The sequence below is a fragment of the Actinomadura monticuli genome (assembly GCF_041463655.1).
In the GTDB taxonomy this organism is placed as follows: domain Bacteria; phylum Actinomycetota; class Actinomycetes; order Streptosporangiales; family Streptosporangiaceae; genus Spirillospora; species Spirillospora monticuli.
The window spans coordinates 318,376-339,293 of record NZ_JAXCEI010000003.1; the positions used below are offsets into that span (position 1 = coordinate 318,376).

Consider the following 20,918-nt stretch of genomic DNA (forward strand, 5'->3'; position numbering starts at 1 on the left):
TGCGTTCATGTGCGGGGCCCGCGGATACTTGCCGCTTAGCAAACATCGCTACTAGCAGGTACTGTGCACAAGTCCGCTTAGTCCAGATGATCCAGATGAAGCAGCGATGGGAGCGCCCTGGGTGAATGGTGAGTTGGTAGAGCACGTGGCCGGACTGCTGGAGTCGGAGCGGGAGGCCGTGCTCGACCGCTGGGTCGAACTGGCCACCGAGGGCGTCCGCGGCAGGATCACCGAGCGCGAGCTCCGTACGGAGCTGACCGAACTCTACGGGCTGGTCGAAGCGGCCGTCGGTGACGGAGACGGATCGGGCGAGGGAGAGCTGCACGCGGCCCTGGCCGAGATGTCGCGCAACCGGGCCCGGCAGGGCTTCAGCCCGAGGGAGACCGCGATCAGCGTCTTCTCCCTGAAGCAGGCCGTGCACGAGCGCGTCGAGGCCGGTGGGGACGCCGCCGTCTACGGCGAGTTCATCAGGTTCTCGTCGTTCATCGACGATCTGGGGCTGCTGACCTTCGAGACCTACGCCGCCACGCGCGAGCAGGTGATCGCCGACCAGGCCGAGCAGCTGCTGGAGCTCTCCACGCCGGTGGTGAAGCTGTGGGACGGCGTCCTCGGCGTCCCCCTGGTCGGGACCCTGGACTCCGCCCGGACCCAGGTGGTGATGGAGACGCTGCTGCAGATGCTGGTCGACACCGGCTCGCAGTACGCGGTCATCGACATCACCGGGGTGCCCGCCGTGGACACCGAGGTCGCGCAGCACCTGCTGAAGACGGTGATGGCCGCGCGCCTGATGGGCACCCACTGCGTGGTGTCGGGCATCCGCCCGCAGATCGCGCAGACGATCGTGGCGCTGGGCATCGAGTTCGGCGACATCGTCACCAAGGCCACGCTCGCCGACGCGCTGGAGTACGCGCTGGACCGCAAGGGCATCCGTGTCGTCGACGGCGGGGAGCTCGCCTGATGGAGCGGGTGCCGATTCTCAAGATCGGTGAGGTTCTGCTGGTGTCCATCCAGGTGGACCTGCAGGACCAGACCGTGCTGGCCCTGCAGGAGGACCTCGCGGAGCGCATCGTCGCGACCAGGGCGCGCGGAGTGATCATCGACATCACCGCGGTCGACATCGTGGACTCCTTCATCGGCCGGATGTTCGCCACCATCGCCGCGATGTCGCGGCTGATGGACGCCGAGACGGTGGTGGTGGGCATGCGCCCGGCCGTGGCGATCACGCTCGTCGAGCTGGGCCTGTCGCTGGGCGGTATCCGCACCGCCCTGGATCTGGAGCAGGGCATGCGGCTGCTGGGCGCGCCGTTGCCGGCCATCGGCGCCGGCTCCTTGGACGGACGGTGACGAGCGCCGGGGAAGAGACACCGCTGCGCTCCAACGACGACGTGGTGCGGGTCCGGCAACTGGTGCGCGGCGCGGCCTCCGCGGCGGGCATGTCCCTGGTCGACCAGACGAAGATCGTCACCGCGGCGAGTGAACTGGCCCGCAACACCCTCGTCTACGGCGGCGGCGGTTCGGTGAACATCGAGAAGGTCACCAGCGCCGGCGGGCGGGCGGGCATCCGGATCACGTTCCGCGACCGGGGGCCGGGCATCGCCGACCTGGACCTCGCGCTCACCGACGGCTGGACGAGCGGGAGCGGCCTCGGGCTGGGCCTGTCGGGCGCGCGCAAGCTGGCCGACGAGTTCGAACTGGAGACAGAGGTCGGGCAGGGCACCACCGTCACGGTGGTCAAGTGGGCGCGCTGAGCGGCGCGGGCCCCGCGGGCGGCCCCCCGGTGGGGGACGCGGTGTGGATGCGGGTCGAGGAGGTGAGCGCCGCGGCGGGCGCACGGCGGCGGGCGACGGTGCTCGCCGAGCGGCTCGGGTTCGGCGGCGAGCGGCTCGGGCAGATCCAGCTGGCCGCGACCGAGATGGCCACCAACCTGATCAAGCACGCCCGGCAGGGGGAGATGATGGCGCGGATCGCCCGCAACGGGGGGTCCGCCGAGCTGGAGCTGCTCAGCATCGACCGGGGTCCGGGCATGGCGGACGTGCGCGGTTCGAGGGTGGACGGCCGCTCCACCAGCGGCACGCTGGGCATCGGGCTGGGAGCGATCGACCGGCTCGCCGACCGCATCGGCCTGCATTCGCTGCCCGGCCACGGCACGGTCATGTTCGCCCGGTTCCACCAACCCGGCGGCGTCATCGCGCCCGAGCCGCCGTACTGCGGGCTGACCAGGGCCATCGACGGGGAGACGGAGTGCGGGGACGCCTACGTCGCCCGGGTCGAGGACGGGGTGGTCTACGCCATGCTCTGCGACGGCCTCGGGCACGGGCCGCTGGCCGCGCGGGCTTCGCGGGAGGCGGTCGAGGCCGTGGAGCGGATGGTGCTGCCGGCCCGGCCGGTGGAGATCCTGCGGCACGTCCATCGGCGCCTCTCCTCGACCCGCGGCGGCGCGGTCGCCGTCGCGGCCGTGGACCCGGCGGCCCGGAAGGTGCGTTTCGCCGGGCTGGGCAACGTCGCCGCGTGGATCGTCGGCTCCGGCCGCCGGCAGGGCATGATCTCCGTGCCGGGCATCGCCGGGGCGCAGGCCAGGACCTTCCGCGAGCACGTCTACGACCTGCCCGCCGGGGCGGCCGTGGTGCTGCACTCCGACGGGCTCACCGACCGGTGGGACCCCGGCCTGCAGCCCGACCCGTCCGGCCACGATCCGCTGCTGGTCGCCGCGGCCCTGATGCGCGACGCCGGGGTCCGCCACGACGACCGGTGCGTGGTCGCGGTGGCCCCGCGGGACGGCCGGTGACACGATGATCGTCGATCTGCTGCGCATCGAGATCGCGGACGAGGAGGGCGTGTTCGCCGTCCGGCAGGCGGGCCGGCGGGTCGCGGGTGCCGTCGGGCTGGATCCGCAGGACCAGGTGCGGGTCGCCACCGCCCTCAGCGAGGTCGGCCGGGATCTGTTCGCGCACGCCGGCCGGGTGCAGGTCGCCTTCTTCCTCGATCAGGGACCGGGCCCCGGCCTGCTGGTCGAGCTCAGCTTCCGGCCGCGGCCCGGCGCGGACCGGTTCACGCCGGGGACCGCGGCCGCCGCCCGCCTGGTGGACCTGGTGGAGGAGGAGGACGGCGACGGCCGCCTCATGGTCAGGATCCGCAAGAACCTGCCCGCCCCCGCGGAACCGGTCTCCGAGGCCGCCGTGGCGGAACTGCGCGGGGAGCTCGGGCGCTTGGCGCCCGTCTCGGTCCTGGACGAGCTGCGCACGCAGAACGCCGAGCTCGTGCAGGCCCTGGAGGAGGTGCGGTCGCAGCGCGAGGAACTGCGCGTCCTGAACGACGAGCTGGAGGAGACCAACCGCGGCGTGGTGGCCCTCTACAACGAGCTGTCGGAGGAGCTGGAGAAGACCAACCGGGGGGTCGTGGCGCTGTACGCCGAGCTGGAGGAGAAGTCCGACCAGCTCCGCGAGGCGGGAGAGGCCAAGAACAGGTTCTGGGCCACGATCAGCCACGAGCTGCGGACCCCGGTGAACGGCGTCATCGGGCTGGCGCGGCTCCTGCTGGACCCCGCCGCCGACCCGCTGACCGACGAGCAGCGGCACCAGATCTCCCTGATCGCCGACACCAGCGGCACTCTGGTCTCCCTGGTCAACGAGCTGCTGGACACGGCCAAGGCGGAGCGCGGGAAGCTCGAACCGCGTCCCGCCCCCGTGGGGGTCCCGGACCTGCTCGCGCGGCTGGCGGCGCTGCTGGCGCCGATGGCCGAGGAGGCCGCGCTCACGCTGACCGTGGACGACCGGCTCGCCCCGCCGGTCCTGGTCACCGACGACGTGATGCTGACCCGGATCCTGCGGAACCTCCTGGCCAACGCGCTGACCTTCACCCCCGAGGGCGAGGTCCGGCTCACCGTCGGCGCCTCGTCCGGCCATGTGGAGTTCAGCGTGTCCGACACCGGGGTCGGCATCGCCCCGCAGGACCAGGAGCGGGTCTTCGAGGAGTTCTACCAGGTGCCGGGCAACGCCCGGGGAGGGACCGGGCTGGGGCTGCCGTACGCGCGGCGGCTCGCCGGCCTTCTCGGCGGCGATCTGCGGCTGGAGAGCGTCCTGGGGGCGGGGACCACGGTGACCCTGCGGCTGCCCGGCCACCGGCCCCTGCGGGAACTCGCGCTGGGCCACGTCCTGATCGCCGACGGCGAGGAGGCCGCCCGGCGGATACTGCGCGGCCTCGTCCAGGACGCGGCGGCGCGGATCAGCGAAGCCTCCGGCGTCCCGGCCGCCTCGGCGGCCGTCGCCTCCGCTCCGCCGGACCTGGTCCTGCTGGACGACCGCCTCTGCGGCACCGGCGACGTTCCCCTGCTGGACGAGCTGCCGGACGGCACCGCCGTGGTCCTGCTCACCTCGATCGACCGCATGACGGCGCGGGGAGCACGACCGCGGCGGGCCGACGCCGAACTCGCCAGGGACAGCCTCGGCTCCGACATGCTGGCCGACGCCGTGCAGCGGGCGCGCAGAGCACGTGAGAGGCGGGACGCCGATGACCGCTGAGCGATGCACGACCCTGGTCGTCGACGACATCGACACCAAGCGCTACATCATCGGCAGCTGGCTGCGGCGCGCCGGGCACACCGTCGTGGAGGCCTCGACGGCGGCGGAGACGTGGGAGCAGCTCGCCGCGCACCAGGTGGACCTGGTGATCCTGGACGTGCGCCTGCCGGACATGAGCGGGATCGAGGTGTGCGAACGGATCAAGGCGGCGCCGCCGACCGCCTCGCTGCCCGTCATCCACATCTCGGCGTCGGCGGTCGACGTCACCGACCGCACCCGCGGCCTGCGGCGGGGTGCCGACGCCTACATGGTCGACCCGATCGACCCCGGCGAGTTCCTCGCCACCGTCGACGCCGTCCTCCGCTACTACCGGGCGCGCCAGAAGGCGGAGCGGATGGCCGAACGGCTCGCCGCGTTCACCCGGACGTCGCTCGCCATCAACGCGGCGGAGAGCTTCGACCGGGTCGCGGAGGTCGCGGCGTGCGGGGCCTTCGAGATCTTCGGAACGCCCACGGCGGTGTTCATCATGCCTCCGCACCGGCGCGCCCGGCGGACCGTGAGCCTCGACGGCACCCCCTGGCACCGGGACTTCCCCCCTGGCGTGTTCGACTGGATGGCGCGATGCACCGGTCTGCGGGACACCACGGGCACCGAGGTCGTGCGGATCCCCGCGGACGAGTGGCGGGCGGCGCTCCCGGACACCGCCGCCCAAGGCGACGTCGTGCTCGTGATGTCGCTGGTGAAGACGGGCCGCCCGCCGATCTGCATCGCGATCCAGGCACCCGACGCGATGGACGAGGACGACGCCCACCTGCTCCGCCAGCTCGGGCAGACGCTGGCCCTGGCGATGGAGGCGATGCGGTCCTACACCGAGGAGCAGCTCATCTCGCTGACCCTGCAGCGCAGCCTGCTCCCGGCCACCCGCCCGGCCATCCCGGGCTGGACGTTCGCGGTCCGCTACGAACCGGCCAGCGACCAGGCCGAAGTCGGCGGCGACTTCTACGAGGTGCTGGACCAGGGCGACCATGTGCTCATCGCCATCGGCGACGTCCAAGGGCACTCGCTGCACGCGGCGACCGTGATGGCCGAGATGCGCCACGCGCTGCGCGCCTTCGCCGACGAAGGCCACGACGCCGTCACCATCCTCGGGCTCCTCAGCCGGGTCCTGCAGCGGTACCACGACAACGAGACCGCCACCATGTGCCTGATGACGCTCGATCCCCGCACGGGCGTCCTGCACGTGGCCAACGCCGGGCACCTGGCGCCGCTCTACATCGACGAGGGCGGCGCCCGCTACGGCAAGGGCGGCGGCATCCTGCTCGGCTTCCCCGTCGAGAGCGTCGGGACCGAGGAGGCCGTGGTGCCGCCGGGCGGCACCGTCGTCCTCATCACCGACGGCCTGATCGAGGACCGGGGCATCCCGCTGTCCGACAACCTGGAGCGGCTCGCCTCCATCGCGGCCGACGTGGACGCCGACCTGGAGGAGTTCAGCGACCGGGTGATCTCCGAGTTCGGCCCCCGCGAAGACGACGTCGCCTTCATCGCCCTGCGCCGGGACCCCTGACCGGCCCGCGCCTCTCCTGCGCTCCGGGCGCACGTGGACGGCGCGGCGCCCGCACGACGCCGGTGGACAAGGTCCGCTCCGGGCTCCGGTTCAGGCGTCGTCGGTGTCCATGGGGTCGAGGTTGGCCACCACGCGTTCGGAGGCCTTGATGAGGACGTCGCGTTCCTCGGGGGTCAGCAGGTCGAGGTAGTGCTCGCGAACGTGCTGAGCGTAGGGGACGAAGGCGGCCTCGACCGCGGCGCGGCCCTCGGGGGTCAGGGCGAGCAGGGAGCTGCGGGCGTCGTCGGGGTTGGGTTCGCGGGCTCGCCACCACCGACCAGTGCGTCGAGGCCGGCCCCCGAGCGGCCGGTTCGTGGCAGAGTGGCGGGATGCCTGGAGCGCGGTACGGGATGGATGCGCCCTACGGGTTCGGCTTCGTGGGCTTGGTCGTGCTGGGGTTCTGGGTGACCGGGCTGGTGATGGCGGTCACCGCCGGTCCGGCCGCCGCGCTGCCCGCGCTGGTCTCCGGCACCCTGCTGGCGGGATGCCTGGCCCTGAGCCTGCACGCCACGCTGCGCGGCAAGTTCCTGGTCTGGCGGGACGTGCTGGACGAGCTGGACCTGCGCGGCGACGAACGGCTGCTCGACCTCGGCTGCGGACGCGGCGCCGTCCTGCTGGCCGCCGCCCGGCGCCTCCCGCGGGGCCGGGCGGTCGGCGTGGACCTGTGGCGCGGACGGGACCAGTCCGGCAACACCCCGGCGGCGACCCTGCGCAACGCCCGCGCCGAAGGCGTCGCCGACCGCGTCCGTGTGCAAGGGGGTGACTTGCGCAGGCTCCCGTACGCGGAGGCGAGCTTCGACCTGGTCGTGTCCAGCCTGACGGTGCACACCATCTTCGGCGCGGACGCCCGCGCCCAAGCGATCGTCGAGGCGTACCGGGTGCTGCGGCCGGGCGGCCGCCTGCTGATCGCCGACCTGGCGCGGACCCCTCGCGAGTACGCCGCGGTGCTGGCCCGGCTGAACGCCCAGGACATCCACGTGCGCGGCCTCGGCTGGCGCGCGTGGTGGGGCAGTCCGTGGGTCCCGACCCGTCTGCTCACCGCCCGCAAGCCGGCCACCCCCTGAACACACCTACCGGCACGATCCAGGCCCCTGGTCACCTGGCGTCCGGGAGATCGTCCTCCGCCTCAGCCGACTTTCGGGATGGCGCGGTCGATGATGGGGGACAGGTCCAGTCCCGGCGGGAGGGTGCCGAAAGCGGCTCCCCAGTCGCCTGCGAGGCGGGTGGCGCAGAAGGCGTCGGCGACGGCCGGGTGACCGTGCCTGACCAGCAACGATGCCTGGAGGACGAGTGTCAGGCGCTCGGCTACTCGGCGGGCGCGGAGCTCGATCGTCGCCGTGTCGGTGAAGGCGTCCTTGGCGTCCTGGACGGCTGCGTCGAGGCGCTTGTCGGCCCCTCGGGCCAGCTCGACCTCGCCGAAGAACGCCTCCAGAGTCTGCGGCTCGCGTAGCGTTGCGCGGAGGAGATCGAGCGCCGCGACGTTGCCGGAGCCCTCCCAGATGGAGTTGAGGGGCGACTCGCGGAAGAGGCGCGGCATGCCGGACTCCTCGACGTAACCGTTGCCGCCCAGGCATTCGAGGGACTCGGCGGCGTGCGCGGGCCAGCGCTTGCAGATCCAGTACTTGCTGACCGCGAGGCCGAGGCGCTTGAAGTCGGTCTCGGACGCGTCGCCGCGCACCGAGCGGTCGGTGGCCCCGGCCAGCCGCAGCATCGTGATCGTGGCGGCCTCCGACTCGATCGCGAGGTCGGCGAGGACGTTGCGCATCAGCGGCTGGTCGATCAGGTACTTCCCGAACGCCCTGCGGTGCGCGGCGTGGTGCGCGGCCGTCGTGACGCCGAGCCGCATCCCGGACGCGGCGCCGATCACGCAGTCGAGCCGGGTCATGTTGACCATCTCGATGATGGTGCGGACGCCGCGGCCCTCGTCCCCGACCCGCCAGGCGACCGCGTCGTCGTACTCCACCTCCGAGGACGCGTTGGACTTGTTGCCGAGCTTGTCCTTGAGCCGCATCAGCCGGAGCGGGTTGAGGGCGCCGTCCGGCAGGACGCGCGGGACGAGGAAGCAGGTGAGGCCGCCCGGCGCCTGGGCGAGGGTGAGGAACACGTCGCACATCGGGGCGCTGGTGAACCACTTATGGCCGACGAGGCGGTACGTCCCGTCGGGCTGGGGCGCGGCCCGCGTGGTGTTGGCGCGGACGTCCGAGCCGCCCTGCTTCTCCGTCATGGACATGCCGGCCAGCAGCGCGTCCTTGGTGAGCGGGGCGCGCAGGCCGAAGTCGTACTCCGGCTTGGCCAGGAGGGGCTCGTACTGGGCGGCCAGTTCGGGGGACTGGCGCAGCGCGGGAACGGCGGCGTACGTCATCGAGATCGGGCAGCCGTGGCCGGCGTCGACGCGCCAGGTGTAGAACTTCGCGGCGCGGGCGACGTGGGCGCCCTCGCGGGGGTCGGCCCAGGCCGAACCGTGCAGCCCGTGCGTCACGGCGACGTTCATCAGCTCGTGCCAGGCCGGGTGGAACTCGACCTCGTCGATCCGGTGCCCGTAGCGGTCGTGGGTGCGCAGGACGGGCGGGTTCTCGTTCGCGAGGCGCCCCCACTCCTGGGCGCGCTCGGTGCCGGCCAGCCGGCCCAGCTCGCGCACCTCGGGCTCGGCCCAGCCGGCGCCCTCGCGCGCCAGCCCGTCCAGGAGGACGGCCTCGTCGGCCGTGTCGTGCCCGGCGAGCGGCGGAACCTGATTGACCACCTCGTGCGTCACCCCGGGGCCTCCGTTTCGCGATGTCCACGCCCTCGTCGTGCAGGATACAGAACCGCGTTCGGGCATCGTGAGATCATGCCCGGCCCGCGGTCCAGCGTCCATCCTCCTCAAGTGGTGGGGCGATCTCGTCCCCCCGGCGGATTGTCGCGCGGCGGCGGGGGCATACCTTCGGAAACATGAGCCAGTCCAGTCCGCAGCCCGAGCGGGCCTGCCCCGGCCGCCCGCCGGCCCGGCGGCAGGACGTCCGCTCCGAGCCCCCCGACGTCACGGCGGCGGCCGACGCGATCCGCGCGTCCGACGCCGAGCGGGAGGCCGTCGTCGAGCGGCTGCGGATCGCCTCCGTGGAGGGCCGGCTCACCTTCGAGGAGCTGACCGAGCGCACGGAGGCCGCCTACGCCGCCGTGAGCCGCGGCGACCTGGAGCACATCACCGCCGACCTTCCCGGCATGGGCGCCCCCGGCGCCAACCCCGCGCCCGTCCAGGTCAAGCGGCGCTTCAGCGCCGTGATGGGCGACTGCAAGGAGCGCATCGTCGGCCGCATCGACGGCCCGCTGGAGGCGGTGTCGGTGATGGGCGACGTGGAGCTCGACCTGCGCGGCGCCCAGGTCCCGAGCGGCGAGGTGCTCATCACCGCGACCGCCGTGATGGGCGACGTCAAGATCATCGTCCCGGACGGCGTCAGCGTCGAGCTGTCCGGCCACAACTTCCTCGGCGACCGGAAGGTCAACGTCCGCGACCCGCACCCCGGCGCCCGGGTGCCCGTCGTCCGCGTCGCCGCGACCGCCGTGATGGGCGACATCAAGATCGTCGACGACGAGCACCACATGCCGGTCCGCCGCGCCATCGCCGACTGGTGGAAGGACCGCGGGTAGCGTCAGCGGCTGTCGTCGCCGCGCTCGGCCTCCTCGACGCCCGCCTCGTCCGGCGGCAGCGTGTCCGGGTGCTCGCGCTTGACACCGGGCGTGCCGGTGCCGCTGGTCGTCCTGCCGTCCGGCACGGTGCGGCCGCGGGCGTCGGAGCCCTCGTTCACGGGGGCGAACTCGCGGTCGTGGGTCTCGCCGGGCTCGTGGCCGGGGTCCTCGTGCTTCATGGCGGCCCGCATACCCCGTGGCCCGGGTCCCGAACGTCTAGACGGCGGTGGCCCCGCGCACGTCCTCCAGCGCCTCGTCGTAGCGGCGGACGACCAGGTCCGCGATCTCCGGGGCGGCGCCCAGCACCGGCGAGACCGCGGACGCGCCGGCGGAGAGGGCCTCCTCCCGCACCTTGTCGGCGAAGTGGCCGGGGGCTAGAAAGCAGGACGCGACGGCCACGCGCGGGGCGCCCGCGTCGAGCAGCGCCGCCACGGCCTCGCCCGGCTTCGGGCCTGCCGCCGACGCGTACGCCGGGACGGCGTCCCGCCATCCGCGCGACCTCCACTCGCGCGCCGTCCGGGCGATGGTGGCGTTGGCGGACGCGTCGCTGGAGCCCGCCGAGACGAGGACGACCGCCGTGTCCGGGTCACCGGGCGGAACGCCGGCCTCGGCCAGCCGGCGCTCCAGGGCGTCCACGAGGAGCGGGTGCGGGCCGAGCGTCCCGGCCGTGCGCAGGCGCAGCCTGGGGTGCAGGGCCCGGACCCGGTTCAGGACGCCCGGGATGTCGGTCTTGCTGTGGTAGGCGGGGGTGAGCAGCAGCGGCAGCACCACGGCCGCAGGGCCCGCCGCCCCCCACCCGCCACCGATCGACTGACGAGCTCCGCTCGACCTGCTCTCGCGGGCGAGGCCGTCGAGCACCTGGTCCGGGGTCGGCGGCGCGTGGTCGAGGAACGAGGCGTGCACGGACACGTCCGGGCGGCGCGCCCGGACGGCGCCGAGCAGCTCCCCGACGGTCGCGGCGGCGCGGGGGTCCCTGCTCCCGTGCGCCACCGCGATCATGGGAACGCTCACAGGTGGATGCCGCATTCGGTCTTGCCGAGGCCGGCCCAGCGGCCGCTGCGCGGGTCCTCGCCGGGCGCGACCGGGCGGGTGCACGGCTCGCAGCCGATGGACGGGTAGCCGTCGTAGTGCAGCGGGTTGACGATGACCCCGTTGTCCTCGATGTAGTCGTCCATCTCCTCCTGGGTCCAGTCCAGGATCGGGTTGACCTTGACCATGCCGCGCTTGCGGTCCCACTCGACGACCCTGCGGTCGCGGCGGCTCGCGGTCTCGTCCCGGCGGATGCCGCTGAACCAGGCCATGTAGCCCTCCAGCGCGCGGCCGAGCGGCTCCACCTTGCGCAGGTGGCAGCACAGGTCCGGGTTGCGGCCGAACAGCCGGGGGCCGAGCGCGGCCTCCTGCTCCTCGACCGTCCGGGACGGGGTGACGTTGATGACGTTCACCGGGTAGACGGCCTCGACGGCGTCCCGGGTGCCGATCGTCTCGGCGAAGTGGTAGCCGGTGTCGACGAACAGGACGTCGATGCCGGGCTTCACCTTCGACACCAGGTGGATCAGCGCCGCGTCCGACATGGACGAGGTGAGGCAGATGCGGTCGCCGAACGTGGCGACGGCCCACCGGATGACTTCCAGCGTGGGCGCGCCCTCCAGCGCGGTAGCGGCCGATTCGACGATGTCTTCGAGGTCGAGGGTTGGTCTGTCGGTCTCCAGAAGAGTCACCGAAGATCTCCTAGTTCGCGGTGCGGGGAGCTCCGACACCGAGGAATTTCAACGTGAAGAGGCGGAGGCAGTCAGGGCAGTACCACGAACCGTGCTCCTCGCGCGGTTCCAGGTGCTCCTCGCCGCAGTAGGGGCAGTAGAACGGCGCCATCCGCTCGCTCATGCGAATCCGTCCCGCTACTTGAGGTCGGCGTCGTCGGCGCGGTGCACCCACTCGGCGAAGGTCTCGCCCTCGGTGCGCTGCTCGTCGAACTTGCGGACGACCCTCTCGACGTAGTCGGTCAGCCCGGACGAGGTCGTCTTCAGGCCGCGGACCTTCTTCCCGAACGAGGCCCCGAGCCGCCCTCCCAGGTGGATCTGGAACCCCTCGACCTGGTCGCCGTTCTCGTCCACGACCAGCTGGCCCTTGAGGCCGATGTCGGCGACCTGGATGCGGGCGCAGGCGTTCGGGCAGCCGTTGACGTTGATCGTGAGCGGCTGGTCGAAGTCGGGGAGCCGCTTCTCCAGCTCGTCGACCAGGTCCATCGCGCGCTGCTTGGTGTCGACGATCGCGAGCTTGCAGTACTCGATGCCCGTGCACGCCATCGTCTGGCGGCGGAACGTGGACGGACGGACCTGCAAATCGTGCTTGGCCAGCTCGTCGGCGAGCGCCTCGGTGTTCTCCTCCGGGACGTCCAGGATGACCATCTTCTGCTCGATGGTCGTCCGGACCCGGCCGGAGCCGTAGCGCTCGGCGAGGTCGCCGATGACGCCGAGCATCTCCCCGCTCACCCGGCCCACGCGCGGCGCGAACCCGACGTAGAAGTTCCCGTCCTGCTGCGGGCGGATGCCGACGTGGTCGCGGCGGGCCAGCGGTGCGGCCGGCTCGGGGCCGTCCGGGAGCGCGTACCCGAGGTACTCCTTCTCCAGCACCTCGCGGAACTTGCCTGCGCCCCAGTCCTTCATGAGGAACTTCAGGCGGGCGCGGCTGCGCAGCCGCCGGTACCCGTAGTCGCGGAAGATCGAGGTGACGCCGTGCCAGACCTCGGTGGCCTGCTCCGGCTTGACGAACACGCCGAGGCTCTGCGCGAACATCGGGTTGGTGGACAGGCCGCCGCCGACGTACAGCTGGTAGCCGGTCTCGCCCTCCTCGTTCACCACGCCCACGAACCCGATGTCGTTGATCTCGTGGACGGTGCAGTGCGACGTGCACCCCGACAGCGCCGTCTTGTACTTGCGTGGCAGGTTGGAGAACTCGGGGGAGCCGATGTAGCGGTCGTGGATGTCGCGCAGGTTCGCCGTCGCGTCGATCACCTCGTCGGCCGCGATCCCGGCCAGCGGACAGCCGATGATCGTGCGCGGGACGTCGCCGCAGGCCTCCATCGTGTGCAGGCCGACCGCTTCGAGGGCGTCCCAGATCGCCGGGACGTCCTCGATCCGCACCCAGTGCAGCTGGACGTTCTGCCGGTCGGTGATGTCGGCGGTGCCGCGCGCGTACCGGGTGGAGATGTCGGAGATCGTGCGGAGCTGCGGGCCGCTCAGCTGCCCGCCGTCGATCCGCACCCGCATCATGAAGTAGCGGTCCTCGAGCTCCTCGTCCTCCAGCGCGCCCGTCTTGCCGCCGTCGATGCCGGGCTTGCGCTGCGTGTAGAGGCCCATCCAGCGGAACCGGCCGCGCAGGTCGGCGGGGTCGATCGAGTCGAAGCCGGTCTTGGAGTAGATGTCGATGATGCGCCGGCGGACGTTCAGGCCGTCGTCGTTCTTCTTGTTCTCTTCGTTCTTGTTGAGGGGTTCCCGGAAGCCGAGGGCCCACTGGCCCTCGCCCTTCTTACGCTTGGTCGCGGGTGGCACGGCGCGCGTCCTCATCTGTTGGTGGTGAGGGACGCGTAGCGCACCGGCAGGCTCGGACGGCCGGCTCAACGCTGAGCAGGATCAGGTCAAAGGTGACGCCGATGCACCACGCGGCCCGCTGAGCAGGGGCGTGGTCGGGGGCGTCACCGACAGATCGCGCTGCGGACGCGCAGAAAGTCCACGTGGCGGCGCTTGGCCAGCAACGGGTCCGCAGCAGTCATGCTTGAACTGTGACATGACGTCTCGCGCACTGTCCAGTTACGTCCGGCATCCGGACACGTGAGATTCGTCATCCCTGCCGTCTCCAATTCACCCGGGGCTCGGCGTCGTCGCCGGTCCGGGCGCCGGTCCGCCGGTCGCCCTCGGGCGGCGCGGACGGGGGCAGGTGCTGGCAGTCGCACCAGGATCCGCCGCGGCACTCCCCGTGGCGGCGCTCTCGGCAGGACTGGCAGATCATGTCTCCATTGTCACCCACGAAGTCCGATGCCCGGTTCGCGGGTCGCGGACGCGTCCCCGGGGCCGCCGGCCTCCGGTGGCCGGACGCGGACGATCATGGTCCGGCCGACGTTCCGGTCCGTCGAACCGGGTATGGGCAAGGGCATGGACGGGGGAGGGCGCCCACCGCGAGCCGATCGGACGGGGGAGGTGATCGGCGCGCGAAACGCGGAGCGGACCACTGAAATGGGCGATGCGACATGTTCCGGGCGCGTGACGCTCTACGGTGGGGCGGTGTGACCACCGTCTCCGACGCCGAGGGCGTCCCCTCGGCGGGGGACTCCGACTCCGGACGGGGCCCGCGCGGCCCCCGCCCGAGCATGCCCCGCGACCTGACCGGGCGCGCCCGGTCGGCCGCCCGGTCGGCCGCCCGCGTCTGCTGGCTCCTGGTCAAGGGGACGGCGGTCGGCGCGTTCCGGTACCGGGTGACCGGCCTCGCCGCCGAGGCCGCGTTCTTCGCCCTGCTGTCGCTGCCGCCGCTCGTCATCGGGCTGATCGGCACGATGGGGCACCTGCGCGGCCTGTTCGGCGCGGGCACGGTGACCGAGATCCGCTCCTGGGTGATCGAGCAGGCCCGGACCGTGCTGACGGGCCCGGCGGTCGACTCGGTCGTCGTCCCGCTGATCGACGACGTGATCCGGGGCGGCAGCCCCGACATCGTGTCCGTCAGCTACCTGATCTCGCTGTGGGCCGGGTCCCGGGCGACCAACGTCTACGTCGACACGATCACCATCTCCTACGGGCTGTCGGGCGTCCGCGGGGTGATCCGCACCCGGACCCGCGCCTTCGTGCTCTACCTGGTCGGCCTGCTCGTCATGCTGGTCGTCATCCCGATGCTGGTGGCCGGGCCGGCGCTGGTGCGGCAGGTGCTGCCGGAGAGCGCCGGGACGGTCCAGCTGCTGTACTGGCCGGTGGTGGTGAGCCTGTCGATCGTCTTCCTCGCGCTGCTCTACCACGTGAGCGTCCCGGTGCGGACGGCCTGGTGGCGCGAGGTGCCCGGCGCCGTGCTCGCGCTGCTGATCTGGATCGTCGGCAGCGCCGGCCTGCGGCTCTACCTGGCCGGATCGCTGAGCGGCGTGTCGGTGTACGGGCCGCTCGCCGCCTCGATCGCGGTGCTCGCCGGGCTGTACGTGGCGGCGCTCGCGGTCCTCATCGGGGCGGCGCTGAACGCCGAGATCGACCGGCTGTGGCCGAGCCGCGACACCGCCCGGGCGCGCGCCGTCCGGGAGGCGCAGGACGACGAGGTGCCGCGCGACCAGGGGACCACGAGTAAAAACAACCCTGAATCGGGCGCTGAATAGGTCATACATGTCGTAACCTCGCCTGTCATGACCCCCCGTGAGGAGCCCGGCCGGCTGCGGACCGTGACCGGCACGATCGCGACGTCCGACATCACCGGGCCGGTGCTCTCCCACGAGCACCTCCAGATGGACCTGCGCTGGCCGGCGCGCCCCCAGCTGGTCGACTCCGACCCGGGGCGCTGGCTGGACGAGGAGAAGTCCGTCCAGCGGGAGCTGTCCGCGCTGCGCAAGGAGCACGGCCTCGGCCTCGTCGTCGACCTGACGTCCGCGGGCATGGGCCGCAACGCCGCCGCGCTGGCCCGGATCAGCGCCGGCTCCCGGGTCGCCGTGGTCGCCGGCACGGGCGTGTTCACCGAGCCGTTCCACCCCGCGTTCGTCCGCGAGACCCTCGCGGCGCAGAGCGGGCCCGAGGGCCCGAGCGGCGTCGAGCGCCTCACCGAGCGGCTGCTCGCCGAGGTCGGCTTCGGCATGGACGGCACCAACTCCCTCCCCGGCGTCATCGGCGAGATCGGCACCTGGGGCGAGGCGCCGACCGAGACCGAGGAGCTGTGCCTGCGCGCCGCCGCGCAGGCCGCCCGCTACTCCGGCCTGTCGGTCGCGACGTACGGCCGGGCGGGACTCGCCCAGCTGGAGATCCTCGCCTCCGCCGGGCTGCCCCCGGACCGGGTCGCGGTCGGCCAGCAGGACCGGGTGGACGACCCCGGCCAGCACCGCAAGATCGCCGAGTCGGGCGGCTACGTCTCGTTCGGCACGCTCGGCCTCGCCGGCGAGGACCGCGCCGCCGTCGGCGCCCGCGTCCGCTGCGTGATGGACCTGCTGGAGGCCGGGCACGCCGACCGGGTGCTGCTGAGCACCGGCGTCTCCCGGATGGCGCAGATCACCCGCTACGGCGGCGCCGGCTTCGGCTACCTCTTCGAGACGTTCCTGCCCGCGCTGCGCGCCGCGGGCGCCGACGAGGCGACGCTCGGCGCGGTCCTGCGCGACAACCCGCTGAGGTGGCTCACGGGTTCGTGAGTGGGTAGGGAGACCCTGGAAGGGGGTGTCCCCTATGTCCCGGAACAGATCCGCACGAGAGGACGTCCAGCGGGCGGAGACCGTCCGGCTCCCTTACGCCGACCGGACCGAGGCGGGACGCGTCCTGGCCGAGCGCCTCGTCCCCCTGGGGCTGGAAGGGGCGCCGGTGCTCGCGCTGCCGCGCGGCGGCGTCCCCGTGGGCTACGAGGTCGCGCGGCGGCTGGGGTCCCGGCTCGACGTCCTGGTGACCCGCAAGATCGGCTATCCGCCGCAGCCGGAGCTCGGCGTGGGGGCGATCACCGAGGGCGGCGCGCCGGTGTTCGACGGCGGGCTGCTGGCCCGGCTCGGCCTCACCGAGGACGACCTGGCGGCCACGGTGGCGGCCGAACGCGCCGAGCTGGACCGCCGGGTGGGCGTCTACCGGCGCGGCCGGGAGCTGCCCGATGTCGCCGGGCGGCCCGTGATCGTGGTGGACGACGGGCTCGCGACCGGCGGGACCGCCCGCGCGGCGGTGCGGGCGATGCGCGAGCGCGGGCCGTCCCGGCTGGTGCTGGCGGTGCCGGTGGGCGCCGCCGAGACCGTCGGCGCGCTGGAGGCCGAGGTGGACGAGATGGTCGTCCCGGCGGCGCCGTGGGAGTTCCGCGCCGTGGGGCAGTGGTACCGCGACTTCGAGCAGCTGACCGACGCCGACGTGACGGCGTGGCTGGATCGCGCGCGACGGTCCGGCGAGGGCCCGGTGTGAGCCGGCCCACGCGGAATGGCGGCCGGCGAATTCCAGTGAATGGGTCACATCGCGGAGTCGGTTGCGGTAAAAGCACGTGCCGGGCGGAATGTCGCGGCACGATGTGGCTGCACTGTGATGCAGATGTGACTGCGCGCCCCGGCCCGGCCGGGGGCGGCCGGGCCGGGGCAACGCAAACGGCCCCGCTGGGCGGGGCCGTGTCGTTTTTCAGGTGGCGTGCCGGGGATCGCGATGGGAGCGTTCTGGCGGCCTGCCCGCTCGCTCAGGCGGCGTTGGCGCGGCGCATCCGGCGACGGCGCTCGGACGCGCGCTCGTCTTCGTTCAGACCGCCCCACGTGCCGTACTTCTCGGGCCTGGACACCGCGTAGTCCAGGCACTCCGTGCGCACCGGGCAGCCCATGCAGATCTGCTTGGCCTTGCGCTCGCGGATCTCGCGCTCGGGCTGGCGTTCGCCGTCGGGACCGAAGAAGAGGACGAGGTCTTCCCCCCGGCACGCCGCGGCGTCCTGCCAGCCCCAGCTGGGACGAGGGAGGTTTGCCTGCCGACGTACCTGAGCCATGGAACACCCACCTTGATTGGTTTCGAACAAAAAACGGGACATGGACGCTCGACGTGCTTCGGGTGACATGAGTCAGAAGCGCCGAATGTTCCAACGTCTGGAGTTGCCGCTCTGTTCCCCGCCCGGTTACTCCGGAAACCTGGGGACGTGCGACAGGGAGACCCTCGAATGGGGCCTCCAGGAGATTACACGAGGGCCGCCGCGTTGAGAAGGGTGAGTTCCCTAACAACATGGGTTTTCAGGTTCTCGCCGCAGTCCGGGCCGCAGGGCTCGGACTGCGGGACGGCCTCCAGGGCCACCCGGTAACGGCTCTGCCGGGCGACTACGACCGCTTCGTACCGAGATGTCCCGGTGACCGATTCCACCGTCACCTCGTCCACGCCGAGGACGCCCGTGTGCGCCCGCACGAAGTGCTCGGCCGCCTGCGCCGCCTCCGGCGTCCCGGCCCGTCCGCGCAGCCGGTCGAGGACGACCTCGCCCCGCAGATAGGCGTCCACGGCCCGGACGGCCTCGGTCTCGCCGAGGTCGCCGTAGTAGAGCCCGTGGGGAAGACATACCAAATTCGCCGCAAATCGGTCACCGCCGACATGGGTGGTTTCCCATACGAGGCGATCGAAACGCGTGGCGAGGGCGCGGGCCAGCGGCCCGCCGGTCCGCGCGCAGCAGGCGTTGTGCCGGCCGTGCGTGCAGGCCAGCAGCACCGGGTCGATCACCGGGTCGCCGAGACCGGGGGAGCGGCCCGCGGCGAGCGCGGCCAGGTCGAGCGACGCCAGCTCCGCCGGGTCGGACAGCTCGCGGCCCTCCATCCAGACCTCGGCGCCGCGCGAGAAGGCGGCGTAGACCTGGACCGGCGGGGTGGCGCGGCGGCGCCCCGGCCGGCGGATCAGCTGCGGCCGGACGCCCGCCCGCTTCGCGGCGCGCACGGCGTCCGCCACCGGGTCGGGCCCGCGCAGGTCGGTGACGTTCTCGGGCCACGGGCCGGGGTGCTCGACGAGCAGCCAGGCGCGCGCCTTCGCGGTCGCGCTCGCCAGGCACGGCCGCTCGCCCGTGTGGCTCCCCGGGCAATGCCCGCAGCCCTTACCGCGCGTCACGTGGTCCCCCCGGTCGATCTTGAAGCGATTAGGTAAGGGTAACCTAACGGTCGCCCGTCAAACCAGGTGGGGCGGGACGGACGGGGTGACAGAGGTCTCAGTGCAGCGCCGCCCGGGGCAGCAGCGCCTCCGCCGCGGGCAGCGCCGCCTCCCGGTCGGCGGCGACGAGGCCGATCCGGGTGCGGCGGTCCAGCAGGTCGCCCGCGTCGAGGGCGCCCTCGTGCCGCACGGCCCAGGCGAGCTCCGCCCCGGTCACCGGCAGGTTCGGCAGCACCGGCTCCAGCAGGGCCGGGTCCTGCACGCCCAGGGCGGTCAGCAGCGGCGCCTCGGTCCCGTACCGCTGGACGAGGCGGGCCGGCGCGTCCAGGGCGTCCAGCCGCGCCCGTGAGGCCGCCCCGACGAGCGGGAGCCGGGCGGTGCGGCTCGGCCCGGCGGCGAGCCCGCGGGCCTCCACGGCCGCGTCGACGGCGTCCTGCGCCATCCGCCGGTAGGTGGTGAGCTTGCCGCCGACGATCGTGACGACGCCGTCCCGCGAGGTCAGCACCGCGTGGCGGCGGGAGATGTCGGCGGTGTCGCGCCCGTTCCCGACGTCCAGCAGGGGGCGCAGGCCCGCGTACGCGCCGATCACGTCCGCGCGGCGCACCGGGACGTCCACGGCGGAGCCGAGCACGTCGAGCAGGAACCCGATCTCGCCCTCGGTCGGCTCCGGCACGTCCGGGATCGGCCCGTCCGCCGGCTCGTCGGTGAGCCCGACGTAGACGCGGCCGTCGCCCTGCGGGAGCACCAGCATGAACCGGGCGCCCCGGCCCGGGATCGGCACGTGCATCCCGGCCGAGAGCCCGCGCAGCGTCTCGGCGCGGAGCACCAGGTGGGTGCCCCGGGACGGGCGCAGCCGGACGCCCTCCACGAGCCCGCCCGCCCACACGCCGGCCGCGTTCACCACCGACCGCGCCCGGACGGTGATCTCCCGCCCGGTCAGCTCGTCCCGGACGAGGGCGCCGTCGCCCCGCAGCTCGACCGCGCGGCACCGGGTGAGGACGCGGGCCCCGTGCCCGGCGGCGGTCCGGGCCAGCGCGGTGACGAGGCGCGCGTCGTCGCAGAGCTGCCCGTCCCACGACAGCAGCCCGCCGCGCAGCCCGTGCGGGCGCAGCGCGGGCGCGAGCCGCAGCGTCTCGACCGGCGACAGCCGGCGCGGGCGGGGCAGCACCGAGCGCGGGGTGCGCGCGGCGAGCCGCAGCAGGTCCCCGGCGCGCATCCCGGCGCGCGCGACGGCCGCCTGCCGGCGCGACACGAGCGGGGTCAGCGGCAGCACGAACGGGAGCGCGCGCACCAGGTGCGGGGCCGTCCGGCGCATCAGCACACCGCGCTCGACCGCGCTCTCGTGCGCCACGTCCACCTGGCCGGACGCCAGGTAGCGCAGCCCGCCGTGGATCAGCTTGGAGCTCCACCGGGACGTGCCGAACGCCAGGTCGTGCGCGTCGACCGCGGCGACCGACAGCCCCCGCGACGCGGCCTCCAGCGCGGCTCCCGCGCCGGTCGCGCCGAGGCCGACGACCAGTACGTCCACCACCTCCTGCGGCAGGGCGGCGAGCTCGCGCTCCCGGCGCGCCGCGTTGAGCGACGTCCGCGGTTCCGGTCCGGTCATCATGTTTCCTCCGTGTCCGCCTCCGTCTTCGGGCGAAGGCGATGGGTCCGGCGCGGCCCGCGAGGTCGATCCCCTCCGGGTCCGGCCGGGGAGAGTCAAGGGGCGAGCATCCGGTCCAGGACGTGGCGGAGTTCGGCGTCGAAGGCGTCGGAGCCGAGGTCGGGGTCCGCGTCGTCGAGCATCGTCGGGGCCGACAGCGCGTAGGACTGGACGACCAGCAGCAGGGCGCGGGCCTGCCGGGCGGGATGGTCCCGGCGGACCGTCCCGTCGGCGTGCCCGGCCGTGAGCGCCTCCTCGAACCACGCCAGGAACGCCAGCTGGCTGGCCCCGCAGCGGTCCAGCACGTAGGGGAGCAGCAGCTCCGGGTCCACTTCGACGATCTTGCGGAGCAGGGGGTGGTCGCGGAACGCCCGGACACCGGTGACCAGGCCCTCGACCATCCGGGGCCGGACGGGGCGGCCGTCGTCGGCGGGATGCAGCGCCGCGCCGATGCCGGTCCACTCGCGGGTCATCAGGTCGGCGACGATCGTGCGGACGTCGGGCCAGCGGCGGTAGAGCGTCATCCGGGACACGCCCGCGCGGCGGGCGATGTCGGTCAGTGTCGTCCGGCGCACGCCGACGGCCAGCACGCAGTCGCGCGCGGCGTCGAGCACGGTGTCGTCGGCGGTCCGGGCCGCCGCGCTGTTGTGACGATTCGACGTCATGTGTCACAGTGTAAGCCTTAGGAACCGGGGACCGAC

At 73.2% G+C, this 20,918-nt stretch carries 21 protein-coding genes; 11 read left to right on the top strand and 10 right to left on the bottom strand.

Going from position 1 to position 20,918, the window contains the following annotated elements; genetic code table 11:
* The first annotated feature begins 145 nt into the window (after window positions 1-145).
* From SM611_RS08040 to SM611_RS08070, 7 genes are all read left to right on the top strand, one after another.
* Window positions 146-958, top strand: a complete 813-nt coding sequence (locus SM611_RS08040) for an STAS domain-containing protein (RefSeq protein ID WP_371948433.1) — start codon at window positions 146-148, stop codon at window positions 956-958.
* Window positions 958-1,344 (top strand): STAS domain-containing protein, encoded by a 387-nt coding sequence (locus tag SM611_RS08045; protein ID WP_371948434.1) that lies wholly within the window; start codon window positions 958-960, stop codon window positions 1,342-1,344. Before SM611_RS08040 ends, SM611_RS08045 begins: the two co-directional genes overlap by 1 nt.
* On the top strand, window positions 1,341-1,748 hold the full coding sequence (locus SM611_RS08050; RefSeq protein ID WP_371948435.1) for an anti-sigma regulatory factor: 408 nt from the start codon (window positions 1,341-1,343) through the stop codon (window positions 1,746-1,748). Before SM611_RS08045 ends, SM611_RS08050 begins: the two co-directional genes overlap by 4 nt.
* Window positions 1,736-2,785, top strand: a complete 1,050-nt coding sequence (locus SM611_RS08055) for an ATP-binding protein (protein WP_371948437.1) — start codon at window positions 1,736-1,738, stop codon at window positions 2,783-2,785. Before SM611_RS08050 ends, SM611_RS08055 begins: the two co-directional genes overlap by 13 nt.
* A gap of 4 nt (window positions 2,786-2,789) precedes the next feature.
* Window positions 2,790-4,517 carry an ATP-binding protein gene (locus SM611_RS08060; protein ID WP_371948438.1) on the top strand — a complete coding sequence of 576 codons (1,728 nt, stop codon included), beginning with the start codon at window positions 2,790-2,792 and terminating at the stop codon, window positions 4,515-4,517.
* A complete protein-coding gene (locus SM611_RS08065; protein ID WP_371948439.1) occupies window positions 4,507-6,081 on the top strand; it encodes a SpoIIE family protein phosphatase in 1,575 nt (524 codons plus the stop codon). The genes SM611_RS08060 and SM611_RS08065 overlap by 11 nt, the downstream gene beginning before the upstream one ends.
* Window positions 6,082-6,449: 368 nt before the next feature.
* Window positions 6,450-7,184: a class I SAM-dependent methyltransferase gene (locus SM611_RS08070; protein ID WP_371948440.1), complete on the top strand. Its 735-nt coding sequence runs from the start codon at window positions 6,450-6,452 to the stop codon at window positions 7,182-7,184.
* A gap of 62 nt (window positions 7,185-7,246) precedes the next feature.
* Here the strand turns inward: SM611_RS08070 and SM611_RS08075 are convergent, their stop codons facing one another.
* Window positions 7,247-8,872 (bottom strand): acyl-CoA dehydrogenase family protein, encoded by a 1,626-nt coding sequence (locus SM611_RS08075; protein ID WP_371948442.1) that lies wholly within the window; start codon window positions 8,870-8,872, stop codon window positions 7,247-7,249.
* Window positions 8,873-9,048: 176 nt separating this feature from the next.
* Here SM611_RS08075 and SM611_RS08080 point away from each other — a divergent pair, with 176 nt between their 5' ends.
* Window positions 9,049-9,744 carry a DUF1707 SHOCT-like domain-containing protein gene (locus tag SM611_RS08080; protein WP_371948443.1) on the top strand — a complete coding sequence of 232 codons (696 nt, stop codon included), beginning with the start codon at window positions 9,049-9,051 and terminating at the stop codon, window positions 9,742-9,744.
* 2 nt (window positions 9,745-9,746) lie between these two features.
* On the opposite strand, the gene SM611_RS08085 is transcribed toward SM611_RS08080, so the two are convergent.
* From SM611_RS08085 to SM611_RS08105, 5 genes are read right to left on the bottom strand one after another with little or no spacing between them, the layout of a single operon-like run.
* A complete protein-coding gene (locus tag SM611_RS08085; RefSeq protein WP_371948444.1) occupies window positions 9,747-9,962 on the bottom strand; it encodes a hypothetical protein in 216 nt (71 codons plus the stop codon).
* Window positions 9,963-9,999: 37 nt separating this feature from the next.
* Window positions 10,000-10,809, bottom strand: a complete 810-nt coding sequence (locus SM611_RS08090; RefSeq protein WP_371948445.1) for a sirohydrochlorin chelatase — start codon at window positions 10,807-10,809, stop codon at window positions 10,000-10,002.
* Window positions 10,791-11,501, bottom strand: coding sequence for a phosphoadenylyl-sulfate reductase (locus SM611_RS08095; RefSeq protein ID WP_371948446.1), 711 nt, complete (start codon window positions 11,499-11,501; stop codon window positions 10,791-10,793). Before SM611_RS08095 ends, SM611_RS08090 begins: the two co-directional genes overlap by 19 nt.
* 10 nt (window positions 11,502-11,511) lie before the next feature.
* A complete protein-coding gene (locus tag SM611_RS08100; protein WP_371948447.1) occupies window positions 11,512-11,664 on the bottom strand; it encodes an Insertion element protein in 153 nt (50 codons plus the stop codon).
* A 14-nt stretch (window positions 11,665-11,678) separates the two neighbouring features.
* Window positions 11,679-13,346, bottom strand: a complete 1,668-nt coding sequence (locus tag SM611_RS08105) for a nitrite/sulfite reductase (protein WP_371948449.1) — start codon at window positions 13,344-13,346, stop codon at window positions 11,679-11,681.
* Between the two features lie 716 nt (window positions 13,347-14,062).
* Here SM611_RS08105 and SM611_RS08110 point away from each other — a divergent pair.
* Genes SM611_RS08110 through SM611_RS08120 form a run of 3 tightly spaced genes read left to right on the top strand, consistent with a single transcriptional unit; the run spans window position 14,063 to window position 16,883 of the window.
* Window positions 14,063-15,127, top strand: a complete 1,065-nt coding sequence (locus tag SM611_RS08110) for a YihY/virulence factor BrkB family protein (RefSeq protein ID WP_371948451.1) — start codon at window positions 14,063-14,065, stop codon at window positions 15,125-15,127.
* A 27-nt stretch (window positions 15,128-15,154) separates the two neighbouring features.
* On the top strand, window positions 15,155-16,141 hold the full coding sequence (locus SM611_RS08115; protein WP_371948453.1) for a phosphotriesterase family protein: 987 nt from the start codon (window positions 15,155-15,157) through the stop codon (window positions 16,139-16,141).
* A 34-nt stretch (window positions 16,142-16,175) separates the two neighbouring features.
* On the top strand, window positions 16,176-16,883 hold the full coding sequence (locus tag SM611_RS08120; protein WP_371948454.1) for a phosphoribosyltransferase: 708 nt from the start codon (window positions 16,176-16,178) through the stop codon (window positions 16,881-16,883).
* Window positions 16,884-17,145: 262 nt separating this feature from the next.
* Here the strand turns inward: SM611_RS08120 and SM611_RS08125 are convergent, their stop codons facing one another.
* From SM611_RS08125 to SM611_RS08140, 4 genes are all read right to left on the bottom strand, one after another.
* Window positions 17,146-17,442, bottom strand: coding sequence for a WhiB family transcriptional regulator (locus tag SM611_RS08125; protein WP_021600082.1), 297 nt, complete (start codon window positions 17,440-17,442; stop codon window positions 17,146-17,148).
* A 185-nt stretch (window positions 17,443-17,627) separates the two neighbouring features.
* Window positions 17,628-18,533, bottom strand: coding sequence for a ferredoxin family protein (locus tag SM611_RS08130; RefSeq protein ID WP_371948455.1), 906 nt, complete (start codon window positions 18,531-18,533; stop codon window positions 17,628-17,630).
* A gap of 97 nt (window positions 18,534-18,630) precedes the next feature.
* A complete protein-coding gene (locus tag SM611_RS08135) occupies window positions 18,631-20,178 on the bottom strand; it encodes a glycerol-3-phosphate dehydrogenase/oxidase (RefSeq protein WP_371948731.1) in 1,548 nt (515 codons plus the stop codon).
* Window positions 20,179-20,273: 95 nt separating this feature from the next.
* Window positions 20,274-20,882, bottom strand: coding sequence for a TetR/AcrR family transcriptional regulator (locus SM611_RS08140; protein WP_371948456.1), 609 nt, complete (start codon window positions 20,880-20,882; stop codon window positions 20,274-20,276).
* Window positions 20,883-20,918 lie beyond the last annotated feature (36 nt).